Annotated in this window: 13 protein-coding genes; 2 read left to right on the plus strand and 11 right to left on the minus strand. The window is 38.1% G+C overall.

Features of this window, described 5'->3' with window-relative positions; translation table 11 throughout:
* Positions 1–718 precede the first annotated feature (718 nt).
* The 5 genes from ABVT42_RS12815 to ABVT42_RS12835 all read right to left on the minus strand — a co-directional run bounded on the left by ABVT42_RS12815 (position 719) and on the right by ABVT42_RS12835 (position 2,956).
* Positions 719–907, minus strand: a complete 189-nt coding sequence (locus ABVT42_RS12815; RefSeq protein ID WP_353896214.1) for a hypothetical protein — start codon at positions 905–907, stop codon at positions 719–721.
* Between the two features lie 16 nt (positions 908–923).
* Positions 924–1,205 carry a BrnT family toxin gene (locus ABVT42_RS12820; protein ID WP_353896215.1) on the minus strand — a complete coding sequence of 94 codons (282 nt, stop codon included), beginning with the start codon at positions 1,203–1,205 and terminating at the stop codon, positions 924–926.
* A 115-nt stretch (positions 1,206–1,320) separates the two neighbouring features.
* Positions 1,321–1,779, minus strand: a complete 459-nt coding sequence (locus tag ABVT42_RS12825) for a WapI family immunity protein (protein WP_353896216.1) — start codon at positions 1,777–1,779, stop codon at positions 1,321–1,323.
* Between the two features lie 86 nt (positions 1,780–1,865).
* The gene (locus ABVT42_RS12830) at positions 1,866–2,264 is read right to left on the minus strand and encodes a hypothetical protein (RefSeq protein WP_353896217.1); all 399 of its coding nucleotides are present in this window, start codon (positions 2,262–2,264) and stop codon (positions 1,866–1,868) included.
* A gap of 440 nt (positions 2,265–2,704) precedes the next feature.
* Complete coding sequence (locus tag ABVT42_RS12835; RefSeq protein WP_353896218.1) at positions 2,705–2,956, minus strand: hypothetical protein; 252 nt, start codon at positions 2,954–2,956, stop codon at positions 2,705–2,707.
* Between the two features lie 880 nt (positions 2,957–3,836).
* Here ABVT42_RS12835 and ABVT42_RS12840 point away from each other — a divergent pair.
* Both ABVT42_RS12840 and ABVT42_RS12845 read left to right on the plus strand, forming a co-directional pair.
* Entirely contained in the window at positions 3,837–4,220 is a 384-nt protein-coding gene (locus tag ABVT42_RS12840; RefSeq protein ID WP_353896219.1) for a hypothetical protein, read from the plus strand.
* Positions 4,221–4,437: 217 nt separating this feature from the next.
* Positions 4,438–4,608, plus strand: coding sequence for a hypothetical protein (locus ABVT42_RS12845; RefSeq protein ID WP_353896220.1), 171 nt, complete (start codon positions 4,438–4,440; stop codon positions 4,606–4,608).
* A gap of 61 nt (positions 4,609–4,669) precedes the next feature.
* On the opposite strand, the gene ubiK is transcribed toward ABVT42_RS12845, so the two are convergent.
* The 6 genes from ubiK to ABVT42_RS12875 form a co-directional block, all read right to left on the minus strand.
* Positions 4,670–4,921: a ubiquinone biosynthesis accessory factor UbiK gene (gene ubiK / locus ABVT42_RS12850; RefSeq protein ID WP_353896221.1), complete on the minus strand. Its 252-nt coding sequence runs from the start codon at positions 4,919–4,921 to the stop codon at positions 4,670–4,672.
* A 154-nt stretch (positions 4,922–5,075) separates the two neighbouring features.
* Positions 5,076–6,119 carry a CobW family GTP-binding protein gene (locus tag ABVT42_RS12855; RefSeq protein ID WP_353896222.1) on the minus strand — a complete coding sequence of 348 codons (1,044 nt, stop codon included), beginning with the start codon at positions 6,117–6,119 and terminating at the stop codon, positions 5,076–5,078.
* Between the two features lie 266 nt (positions 6,120–6,385).
* Positions 6,386–6,760 (minus strand): MerC domain-containing protein, encoded by a 375-nt coding sequence (locus ABVT42_RS12860; protein WP_353896223.1) that lies wholly within the window; start codon positions 6,758–6,760, stop codon positions 6,386–6,388.
* Between the two features lie 326 nt (positions 6,761–7,086).
* Complete coding sequence (locus tag ABVT42_RS12865) at positions 7,087–7,560, minus strand: Fur family transcriptional regulator (protein WP_353896224.1); 474 nt, start codon at positions 7,558–7,560, stop codon at positions 7,087–7,089.
* Positions 7,561–7,871: 311 nt separating this feature from the next.
* Complete coding sequence (locus ABVT42_RS12870) at positions 7,872–9,968, minus strand: TonB-dependent receptor plug domain-containing protein (protein ID WP_353896225.1); 2,097 nt, start codon at positions 9,966–9,968, stop codon at positions 7,872–7,874.
* Positions 9,969–10,011: 43 nt separating this feature from the next.
* Positions 10,012–12,360 carry a TonB-dependent receptor gene (locus ABVT42_RS12875; protein WP_353896226.1) on the minus strand — a complete coding sequence of 783 codons (2,349 nt, stop codon included), beginning with the start codon at positions 12,358–12,360 and terminating at the stop codon, positions 10,012–10,014.
* Between the last annotated feature and the right edge of the window lie 45 nt (positions 12,361–12,405).

Consider the following 12,405-nt stretch of genomic DNA (forward strand, 5'->3'; position numbering starts at 1 on the left):
ACTAAACCTGTTACTTTGATTCATTTTCATACGGGAAAAAAGCTTTTTTATATATACATATACCTAACTTCAAAAAATATTATTTTAAGCTGAGGATGTCCTTTCCTAGTTGCTTTCCTAGTTGATCTCTCCGGTTAATCCCAAAGATAGGCTCTCTCGTGTACCAGCATGATTAACAGTTTTGGATTCAATTGCAGATTAAACCACGGTAGGTGGTGTAATCTCCGAGGGCGTTAGGATGGCTGATGATGAAAATTAATTAGACCCACGAGCATAGACTGAAGACAGGCACCACGACGAAATAAGTAAGGTAGGTTAATCGCTTGGCGATAAAATCCACGAATACCAGCATGAGAACCGTCGAAAGTTACTGGCTTTAATCTGTGATTGAATTCATCCAACTTTTAGATAGCGGCACTTTGAAAAAATAGGGTGGGGAATAGTACGTTTTAATTGACAAAGGGAGTCATACCAACGCCAAGCTAAGCGGCGTGCTTTTCAGCGTCCGCTTGAGCTTTTTGTTAGCTGATTTTAGGCAGGACTTAACGGGTACTTCTTCGGAACCTTGCCAGCTCATCATTTCTTAATTCCTTAGCGTCAGGGTCTATCATTGCGGACTTTTTAATTTCATCGTCAGTCATAGACTTAACCTTCTTCCAGTCAGTCGCGCCCCTGCGTCCCCGCGCGCTCGCACCACTAATTTTCTTAATAGTCATAACTATTTCTCGTCCTTTTTGTTTTTAACGGGCTTAAATTCATCTAGCTCTTCATTTGTTGGCAATGCAGAATCAGGATCATCTTTTGCCGCCCTCTCTATTTCTTCATCAGTTATTTCGTCAACCTCTTGCCAGTTAGTTTTACCCTTTAACTTCTTTGCTTGTTCAGCGGTAATCTTCTTAATAGCCATGAATAATCTCCTAATTCTAAAATATTCCGCGCTCATAAGCTGCACGCTCTTTCTTATTTGCTTTTCGTGCTGATATAACCCTGATAGTATTCTCCGCCCTCTCAGTGTAAACCACGAAAAGCATCCTCTCATTTGACATTCCGATTACTTGATATTGGCTTTCACCATAATCGTGCCTAAGATCAAGCTTACCTATTCGCCGATCATCAAAAAAGACTTGTATTGTGTCCATAAAGTCAATTTTATGTTTGGCACGATTTATGTTGTTTTTATTCTCATCCCACTCAAAATCATACATTTAAACACTCCTTAAATTTTCGATTGTCAGCTAACGCCGTGGTAACCGAGAGAAGGTAAGCGTGGTAAAGCGAGCGTAGCGAACCACGCTTACCGGAGTCCGGTTGACCACTTTGTTAGCTTCCACGGATTGGATACCGCTCAAGTGTACTTTTGATACCATTACGTATATTAGTAAATTGGTTTTCATTTAACTCGAATACTATACACCATTCGCTAGATTCGTTACCAAATTGTATCAATGGAAAATTTGGCTTAAGCTCGTGGCTTAGAGTGATAGATATTCTTACGATATCATCTTTAAAAGACAAAAAATTAAAGCTTATGCATGGCTCTATAAATGTAAGATGAGCATACCGAGGTAGGCGACCCTCAGATAAGCTTGAAACCCAAAGTAAAAGCTGTGCCAATTCTGTTGTTTCAATCGCAGGGTCTATTAATTCTATTGAATCATTATCCTGCTCTACTTGCACTTTTAACAAGCACCAATCGTCCTTTTCACTCTCTGGAAATTGGTAACCCACAACCTCAATACTTAAGCTTACCTTACCCTCTATATTTTTAAGTTTGATCATGATGCTCGACTTGGTGAAGCTAACGCCTAGCGCAGGCGCAAATTTGCGTAGCGCTGTTAATTGTCGATTGCCGCGTCTGGTTAAGACTAATCATAGTAAAATGCATCCTCTACAATAAATTTGCAAAACTCTGTTACTGCATGCAAGGATTTTATATCTTCGTTTCCGCGAGTTTCAATTGCATTTAATGCCTGTTTTTTTAGCAAGTATCCATAAATGAACTTCTGAAGATTTAAAGGCTGAAACCACTCAAACTTTCCGCTTTCAATAAGCTCTCCAATTGCCTTTTGTGCTCGGAGTGCTGTTTCTTTCGTAAAATCTGATTCAGCTATTTGCATATCAGACTCAATTTTCTTCTCCAAGTCGTTGCAAATCTCTGTTGCTCTAACAAGGGAAGGCAAGATCAAAAGTAAAAATGCAAATTTTTTCATAGTAGTCTTAACGCTTATTAAATGCACCAAAGCAATATAATCTGCAAGAGACATTCACTTTATTTTGAAATTCATTAATTATTTCAAAAGTTCACCTTAAATTAACCGATTAGCAAAGTGCAGAAAGGTTGCTTTATTGCTTATAAACAACAATCGCATTTAAGAATATAACTTTATTTTCAATCAGTTAAAAAATAATTAAACAATGTATCATGCAATCGCTTGAACGTAACGACTTATTCAAGTGGCATAAAATAATCTAAAACAAGGATGTTTCACCATGAATAGTCAGCAAAAACCTAAGCGACTTACCCAAGTTAGAAAAAAAATTCGCACATCGAAGCGGGACATCCCATACTCAAATCCATTTAAACCCCTATTACTCTTTGCCTTACATACTCTTAAATCAACTTAACCAAATCAAAACAACAAGAAAAACAAGTTATCGATGTCCCATTTCATTTCGGTTGAGTGACATGCTGCAGAACTTATTCTTAAATTGATTTATAAAGCTCCTTATTTTCCCAATCATCATCATGAGCGTCTATAACCTTTTCCATTGGAGCGCCAGTTGCAATTGCATTGGGTGAGTTTCTTAAACTATCTTCCATCCACTTTTTTACTCCAGGCCATCTTAAGCAATACATCAGATAAGCAATTGGTTCGCTACTAAGCTCTTTATCCTCAAACATCGAAATTATTAAAGCTTCAACATCATCTTTAATATCTGAGTTTCCATTTATCAACTCAATACAGCGAATCTAGTTTGCCTCTGCAAGCTCGAAAGAAAACTCAGTATTTAAAATACTTTCTGCTTCAAGCGAGTAAGTCGGGCAGTCCCGTTTCATAGCTTCACTAAAAATCAACTCAAAATTCAAAGTAAAACCGGCCCAATAATTTAAAACTCCGTCATTTTTTACATAATTTTATATTAATTTAATCAAACTCAAACAACCATTTTAAGGTAAACTTTTGACATGATAAGTTTTTTTAAAATAAAGCTAACGTATATTGTGGGTTATATTGCTTTTTTTGGATCTTGGAGGACGTTGGGCCAAGAGACTCTATTTACCCATGAGCACATTACCATGCGCTCCAGCCTTTGCCAAGAAGGGGCGCGGCTAAGCTAAGTCGTTACTCCTAGAAAATGGATAGCTTAAACTAGTGAAATATCTTGTACTTATAAGTAGTTTTATTTATTGGTGTTCAATTGGAGTCTATAGTTCTCTATCAATCGGAACTGTAGTGATGATACTTTTTCCTGATTATATTCCAAACTTAGATGAGCCTCAGTTATTAGAACATAGCACAGGCAGTATAACTATAATGTGCATTATGGCTTTGGGTTTTGCTCTAGTTGCATTCGCTAACTACCAAGCTGCAAGGCAAAATATAATTGCGATTTTAATATCAAACAGTTGTTTCTTGCTATTACTCATTTTACTCAGAGCAGGAGTATGGTGGTATTTATTGTTTTTATTTACTCTACCAGTAATATTAATGATCTTCACAAGTATTTGGCGTAGTAGAAAACATGTAATAAATTTGTGAATTTTTAGTTCGCAAGCCCCCTAAAAATACATTGCAGATTAACTAAGTGTCAAATTTATAAAAAAGGGATTCACATTGCAAAAAGTCTTAATATTAGTATTTTTCTCAACCTTGATCGCTTGCACAACTCAGGGAAAGTTAGAATACATTACAAGTAACGGCGAGCGTAAAGTCGGTTGTGAAACTGAATATAGTGGTGCGCCATCTATCGATAAATATGCGGTAGAATATGTTCTAAGCTATTGTGCCAAAAATGCAGAGAAGCAAGGTCATCAAGTTATCGATAAACATTTGTTGACGTTGGATCTATCGATACCTAAAACGCCTAGTGGCGATTCATGGTCTTTTGAATACGCCACTGAACTACATAAATTAGAGCATTTAACAGACAAAGAATACGGTTACATCATTGCTTTTATAGATCTGAGTTTAAATAAATCTAACAATCAACTCAAGTAGTACAATATTTAAAATTTAAAAAAATGAATCGAAGCAAATCGAGACAATCACTTTTTACTAGCAACTTTTTGCACTTTGCGGTCAATAATTTTAAGGTGAAATTTTGACATAATGAATAGTTTTCAAAATAAAACTAAAGCATATTGCAAATAATATTGCTTTAGTGTGTTCAATAATTGTTAAATCAATAAAAAAAATTTTTAGGGATTAGTCAGTTATGAAAAATAGGTTTGTATTAGGAATATTCATTATCACATTATCAATCAGTATTAGAGCTACTGACTATATATGGAGTTCAGCTATGCCTAATGAAATTCATATTATTCCAGATGGAATGGAATTGTTAAGTGAATTTGATGTTAAAAATTTAACGACACAAAGCGAATAACGATTATAATTAATTCAAATTATTTAGCGTCGTGATATTCGCTTTTTCTTAAAAATTTTGGTTAAGTGTTTTTCAGCTTATCTTCCAAATCAGCGACAACTTTTTCGAGCGCATCAATTTTTTCTCGTGTTTTTGCTAATACTTTGGTTTGCGCATCAAACTCTTCGCGGGTAACTAAATCCATTCGCGCAATCATGGATTGTAAAATCTGTTTAAATTGCGCTTGTAAATCCTGTTGCAAGGCTTTTGCGCCTGGCGGAATGGCTTCACTCAGTTTGGCCGCAATATCATCTATTTTTTTTGGATCGATCATAAAAAACCTACAAAGTTTTATTTTTCCGGCTCATTGCCATTTTTAAAATTCAAATGGAAAAGACCGTTCATATCAAATAATTGAGGTAAAAAAGTATACTAAGAAATTGGTTAATTTCCTATGGCAAATCTCATTTCGGGCCAATTACCACAACTTATTCGGCAATAATGCAGCCTTTTAACCGCTCGCCAAATTGCTGCCAGCTATCCGATTCTGTTCCAATTATTTCTAGTCGACTGTCCATGGCTTCGTCCAGTTCAATAATTGTCAGCTCATTATTAACCTTGTTAAAGCCAATAATACCTTGCTCGGTAATCATCACCGCTTTCAGTCGCTCAGCACCTATTGAGTCGATTAAGGCTTTAACCGCAGTAAAATCAAAAACAAATGATGGCTCAATAATCCAGCCCGAACTGGCAAATTCACCGTCTGAATTTTGTATGTGAATTATCCCGTTATCGTTTGATGGTAATGACTGAGTGTTGTGATGAGACATCTTAGCGTGGTGAGTTTGTGTATCTGGCTTACTCTGATTGACCGAAGGCTTTACTGGAGATTCATGCGACACACTATAGCCGTTCGGTTGTTCGAGCCAGGTTAAATCGATCGCTGCATTTTTAACGATTTTCAGCGATTTTGACCAGTTTTTATCTATAATATATCGATTTAATCGTTCAATATCGGTTTCAGCATATTGATCAGCTTTATTAGCGACTAAAATATCGGCTATTGCCAACTGTTGATTAAAAGTTTCATGCTGGGTGTATCGCTTATCGACGAGTTTTCTTGCATCAACTAGCGTAATGGTGGCTTTTAACTGCAAAATGGACGCGTAATTTGTTCCACTTAATTGCTTAATAATTTCTGTCGGGTGGCCTAGTCCGGTAGGTTCAATCAAAATTCGGTCAGGCTGAGCTTGTACAATTAACTGATTGAGTGCCACCTGCATGGGCAAACCGGCAGCGCAGCAAATACAGCCACCAGGAACTTCTCGCATAAATACCGAAGACTCACGCCCCTGACCTGCTATCAATTTTTCATCAATGCCGACTTCACCAAATTCGTTAATTAATATGGCCCAATTTTCAGTCGGATCTTTTTGTGCTAACAGGTGCATTATTGCGGTCGTTTTGCCAACACCTAAAAAGCCAGTAATAATATTGGTTGGAATACCATCAGATTTTTTTATTTGATTCATGCTTGCTTATCTAATGTCTGAATGCCTATTGATAGGATCACTATTGATTGAGTGTCCACTTGTTTGAAAATATCTAGCCATTTGAAATCGAACATTTAATATTCAATTAAATAACACTTTTTCCTTGGTATTTGGGCACATTTGGGTATTCACACGCACAATGTCGCACCGATTTCTGAGTACTCGATAAGTATCAGAGGTTCATCGCACTCAATAGCAATGTACCTTACCAGTTTTAATAAAGTTAGCATACTCGATAAGCTAATTTAATTAAATAAACGACTACTTGGCGGTTTATTATTTGTTAAATTGAAATTAATCCAATGTGCCAGAGACAAACAAAGCGAACCAACAACTGTAAATAGGATTTCTATAGAATGATTAAATAGCAATGCACTTAGCAGAAACACCAGCCCGATTGCACCGACTGTCATCGGTTTTAGTGAATGATGTTGGAAGTAGGTAGAAAAAAAGCTATAGGCAGCAACGCCTATAGCAATCAAGAGAATAACAACATGAAAAAACTCTGAAACAAAAATACTCAGTGATGCGGCGAATGAGAAAAATCCGATTAAAACTGGCATGAATAAACAATGCAAAATACAAGCAACTGATACTAAAATACCGCTAATATCCTTCAAGTTATGCTCCTGTTTTAGTAGGCCACTTACCACTTTAATACTTATTCAATGCTGATTTAATACTGACTTAATACTTTAGCCAGCCGTTTACTCAAAAGTATTGACTACGCTTGATTAAACAGCAGTTTTCCCATTTCACTGCACATATACCATATAAAAAACGACTCTATTTGATTCACCAGATAACCCATGAACCCAACATGACCTCATATGATATATCATATCATTTTACAGAAAATATCCAATTAGGCAACAATTAATTGGCTGTATTAATAATATATTTCGACTAGAGATTACTGAAAGTCAGACACGCATTAAGCAATCAGTTAATTCAGACGCTCTTTTTGACAGTTTTCGCACATTCCGTGTAACTCAAGTTGTTGGCTATTAAGCATAAAACCAACCTTTTTAACGCTTTGGTTTAATGCTTTAATGATTTCTTTTTTGACACCAATTTCACTCACCGAGTTACATACATCACAAATTAAAAACTGAGGAATTTCGTGTTGATGATCACAGGCTATATGTGAGCAAGACACATACTTATTAGAAGAGTTGAGTTTATGAGCCAGGTTTTCCTGCACTAAAAAGTCAAGCATTCGGTAAATCGACATGGTAGGAATCGATTCACTGAAGTGTTCTTTATACTCGTCGGTCAGCTCATAAGCCGATAGCGGTACACCTGAATGCAATAAAATAATCAAAACATTCTTTCTTTTGGCGGTCAGTTTAACACCAACTTTACTACAGATCTGTTCCGCTTTTTTAACCGATTTATTGATATCTTTCTTACTAGTCATATTGAATTGAGTGTTGACGGACTATGGATTAATCATGCTGAGCGCGCACAAAACATAGCTATATTCGAATTGTGACGTCATTCAAATGCTGCCATTGGAATAACGACGTTCAAATAAAAGCCACTAATGAAGGCTCAGTAGATTAGTATGAATATAAGTCTGCCTTTTCTCAAGTCAATTATTCGCTAAAATACATTAAGTTGAGTGATATCAGTGTTTGGTCTTTGCAAATCAGCACTTTCATCACCCAAATTAGTACAAATTATCAACATTAGCTCATTATTGGAGAAACTTTCAGCTATGCATTTACATTAGAACTCTCCACTAATCAGTAATTTTATTGTTTCCCCCCGCTCTCGTTGTGTTTTTTCGAGCCAATAAGCCGAATCAGCCCGGTTCCCTGAATAACGTTTACGTTCGCGGTACTGTCGAAAATCATTCACATTTTCGATTTCAAGACGTAAGGTAAGATTTTGTCCGAAGCTTTTTTCAGCAAAGGCAAACCACATCGGCTTGTTTTTCAAATAATCAAATTCATCCGCATAATAATCTCGATACACCTTATAAGCCGTATACCCAATTCCCCAGCGCAACACACTCAGATCCTGGCGAAAATCGATCACAATATCTGGCGAAATAAAATCAGTCAGTACACGAGTCTGTCCGGTTATCGGATCATCAAATGATGAGTCCATCCAGTCGGCATTTAACTCCAGCGCCCCGCCCGGAATCCAACGTTCCAGCGGCAGATTGCTAGTCATTTTAGCCCCCCATGACTGACCACTCCCGGCATTCCCTAAAGCCTGAATTTCCGGAGTCAGCAAGATTTGCTCTAATACATCTTTATGCCAGTTGTGATAGATTTCAAAACTGAAAGCGCCTTTTTCGGCAAAACGATAGTCCAGCGAAACGCTTAAGCGAGTTTTCTGATCCGGTTGCAGTTTCTCATTCCCTGAAATCTGGCGTTCTTCAACCAGATCAGCACTGGCCGCAAAATCACTAAAGTCCAATTGGCCAACCGAATGTTCCAGATTAAATCGATATTGCAATGTGGGCGTTGCATTATAATTAATCGCAAAGCTCGGTTTCCAAAAATGCAGGTTTTGTTGATGACGGGCATCACCCGAAACCGAGATACTTGAAAATTCAGTAGCCAGCCCCGCTTTTATCACCATGGCATCAAGTGACCAGGTATAATTAACGAATCCTTCGCCACGAAACTCCTCAACAAATGCATCGGTATTTCGCAGTCGATTAATCGGGGTAAAGGTTTCGTTAATTGCGTCAAGCTTTAACTGACTGGTCATTCGATTGTAAGCGACTTCGATACCGTATTCGCTGGTTGGTCCTTGTTTATCGGCATGCTGCCAAACCGTTCGAACAACACTTTCACGCTTATGCTCATCAAATCGTAACTGATTACCTGAGTCAAATACTCCCGCAGGAATTTCGGTTGCAGAAAAAGCATCGACAAACCAGTTTTGCCAATTGGCCAAACCTAATAAACGAAATGTCCAGTCAGCATATTGATGAGACCAGTCAACTCCAACTTCTCCCGTGTAATACTGACTATCTCGATAATTGTTTGTATATTGGCTTTCGCTCGGTTGATTGTTTGCTGGCAAACGGTCTATCCAGCGCTTCGTTTCTGGAATAAACTGACTCCACCCAAGTTGTGCGGTTAACTGCCAACTATTTTTATCAATTGTCCGACTGGCATCGCCCGAAATAAACACTTCGTTCAATTCACTCGGTCGCTTCTCTGCTTGCTTTTCGACTAAGCTCATTGATTGATCAAAAGTTTCGGTGGTTGCATCGCGTGGCAATTGTTCTTTAATCGCATTCAATTTGAATGCACTTTGCCAGTTGGCAATCGGTTTTGACCCATTAAATTCCATTTGTGGATTAATCGCCTGCTCACCCGATGTTTTACCAACACCCAATTGCCAACGCTTAACCGATTGATTATTGACACGATAAATATTGGCAATTACCGATTGGCCTGCCGCATCACCAGTACTGGTTGCACCGCGCACAACGATTATTTTAGCAACTTGTGAGGCAGGAATGCGTAGTAGTGCATTTTTTATTCCACCAGATTTAGACGGCGGGCGTATACCATCAATTAATACATTTCCCGCGGTGGCCCCAAACCCCCTCACTGCATCATCATCAAGTTTTAACTCAAACCCGGGCAAACGCATCACCATATCTAATGCTGTTTGTGGTGCATAGCTGGTAAAAAAATCGGGAAGATAAGTTTCCTCTGCCAATTGAACAAGTTCATTTTGAGTTTGAACTGCCGCCATAACTTTATTTGATTTCCCTGACAGTAATAAAGACACCACTGGCAACAGTAAACAATAACCGACTTTGAATAGATTGTTTTTTTTTAAAACAATTTGCATTTTTCCCTTCTCCATTCACTCAAAGTTTAAAATAACCATGGACTTAAATTGACACTTCAAACATCAAGCGATAGGTACGTGGTGCCCCAAGCATTAATTGATTCGCATAAATAAAACCCGGGTCAGTTTGATGTAAATAAAAGACATCAGACCATTGAATGAATTCTTCATCCAGTAAATTATCTATCCGCGCAGAAACACGATACTTATCAAACTGCCAAGCAGCAAACAAATCGGCCAGCCAATAACTTTTTAATTTCACCGTATTAGGATTATCACCATAGCGATCACCGACGTAGTGTAGCGACGTACCAATTTCAATGGGTAAATCACCAATATTGTGAAAGCTTAACCAGGTATTGGCAGTCCACTCGGCAACATTGGGAGGGGTATTACCCGCTAATTCAACAAAGTTTGATGATGCTTTAAATTCTGCTTGGGTATAAGCCGCATTGGCACCCAAACGCCAACGTTCATTAGCATGCATAGTCAATGACAATTCAAATCCATTAGAAGTACGGCCACCGATATTAGTTACGCTGTCTAAAGAAAACCGCTCAAAAATATCATCCCGCTCTATATCATAATATGCCAGTGTGGTTTCAGCTTTACCATCAAACCAAATTGACTTCACACCAACTTCCCACTGTCTGGCTTTAGTTAAATCAAAATTTTGATTGGCATTAACCAAGAATATATTTGAATTAATCGGATCTTTGGCATCACTATATTGTCCATAAAAACTGAGTTCGTCATTCATTTGATAAACCATACCAAGTCGCCAGCTCTCCCAGGTATATTGACGAGTAAATCCATTATTTTCCAATTCACCTTGTGCATTATAGTTTTTACGATCCAAATCCATCTCATCATAACGAGCCGCCATCACCAAACTGAATTGCTCATTAAACTTAACAACATCTTCAATAAAGAACGCCTGCATTTCGATCTCGGTAGGACTATTGCCACGCACCTCCTCCGGCCCATACAGACCGGGCTGAGGATTATAAGGATCTACCGAGTCACTTCCGACAACCGGTACTTGGCGGCGATAGCCACGCAGTCGATCAAAGCTTAAGTCAATCACTTCAATACCTGCAACCAATCGATTTTCAATTTGATTAAATTGCTGATTCCAATTAAGCGTTGTACGATTGCCGAGTAAATCCTGTTCATGATCTAAAAGAAAATAACCATAATAGCGCTGAATCTTACCAACGTCGGTACAAACACCCACAACTTCGGTACAGTACACATAGCCTTCCGCATTTTTCCAATAGCGATCAGCATTAAACTGGTAAAGGTGATTATTAATTGTCACATCATTATTTAAATGCCATTGCAGATCGAGTCGCCAAAAATTCTGATCAGATTCGGCAACACCATCTAAAACATTATAATTTTTAAATCGCATTGCTTTATCGATAGTTTCATTTTGTTGAGTTGAAACAACATGATTGAGTGGCTCGCGAGCTAAATTGGTTGGCACTAAAGGTGTACCAAAATAACCACCAACATCATCTTCTAAATAGTCTGCACTAAATTTCACAGAAAAATCATCAGAGACTTTCCATAATGCGCTGGCAGTCAAATTAGTTGAGGTTTGATCGGTTCTTTCCACATAACCGTCGCTGCCATAATCACTGATGTTGATATTAAACCAGGCGTTTTCGCCAAGATCTTGCTGTATTCCTACACCAACATGATATGAGTTATACCGTCCATAAGAAGCCATTAAGTCAATGTTTTCCTGCTGATAGGCCGATGCGGTTTTGGTAATGGCATTGACAGTTCCGGCAACTGCGCCCACACCATTAATTACCGACGAAGGGCCTCTTAGAATTTCGATTCTCTCCAGGTTAAAGATATTTTGAGGGCGCATCACCATTGTGCTCGGTCCAATCCATAAACCATCTCGCAATACGGTAATCTGTCCGCGAGAAAATCCGCGCATCGAAAAAGTTGATGGTGCCGTGGGATGCTCTCCAGTTACCACACCAGGTAAGCTTTCAACAGCATCCGATAATTTTTCATAGCCGCGCGCGCGCATCACGGCTTTATCTATCATTTCTATCGTGGCAGGTGTTTCCATTGCCGATAAACCTAATCGACTAGCCGTTGAAGAAGGATCTTTAAGTCCTAATTCACCAATAGCATTACCAACAATAATAAGTCGCGGTTCATCATTATTGATATTATTGTCATCGCTATCATCTGCGCCACCAGATTGCTGTAATACTTTTTTCCCTTTAATTTCTTGATTGTCATCAATACGATTATTATCGATGCTATTGGTCATACCGTTTAAAGCAGATTCTTGTGCAATCACCGGGCTATTATAAATAACACTACACACACTAATGACCAGCATAGACTGGTTTAAAAATTTCATGAGTTATTCCTCAAATATCTATATTGCTAAAAATAATTGTTGTTA

It is taken from the genome of Aliikangiella maris (assembly GCF_040719265.1).
Lineage (GTDB): Bacteria > Pseudomonadota > Gammaproteobacteria > Enterobacterales > Kangiellaceae > Aliikangiella > Aliikangiella maris.

Bases quoted from the DNA above. Each gene is read 5' to 3' on its own strand.
- ABVT42_RS12815 (WP_353896214.1), bottom strand. From the start codon at position 907: ATGGCTATTAAGAAGATTACCGCTGAACAAGCAAAGAAGTTAAAGGGT.
- ABVT42_RS12820 (WP_353896215.1), bottom strand. From the start codon at position 1,205: ATGTATGATTTTGAGTGGGATGAGAATAAAAACAACATAAATCGTGCC.
- ABVT42_RS12825 (WP_353896216.1), bottom strand. From the start codon at position 1,779: ATGATCAAACTTAAAAATATAGAGGGTAAGGTAAGCTTAAGTATTGAG.
- ABVT42_RS12830 (WP_353896217.1), bottom strand. From the start codon at position 2,264: ATGTCTCTTGCAGATTATATTGCTTTGGTGCATTTAATAAGCGTTAAG.
- ABVT42_RS12845 (WP_353896220.1), top strand. From the start codon at position 4,438: ATGAAAAATAGGTTTGTATTAGGAATATTCATTATCACATTATCAATC.
- ubiK (WP_353896221.1), bottom strand. From the start codon at position 4,921: ATGATCGATCCAAAAAAAATAGATGATATTGCGGCCAAACTGAGTGAA.
- ABVT42_RS12855 (WP_353896222.1), bottom strand. From the start codon at position 6,119: ATGAATCAAATAAAAAAATCTGATGGTATTCCAACCAATATTATTACT.
- ABVT42_RS12865 (WP_353896224.1), bottom strand. From the start codon at position 7,560: ATGACTAGTAAGAAAGATATCAATAAATCGGTTAAAAAAGCGGAACAG.
- ABVT42_RS12870 (WP_353896225.1), bottom strand. From the start codon at position 9,968: ATGCAAATTGTTTTAAAAAAAAACAATCTATTCAAAGTCGGTTATTGT.
- ABVT42_RS12875 (WP_353896226.1), bottom strand. From the start codon at position 12,360: ATGAAATTTTTAAACCAGTCTATGCTGGTCATTAGTGTGTGTAGTGTT.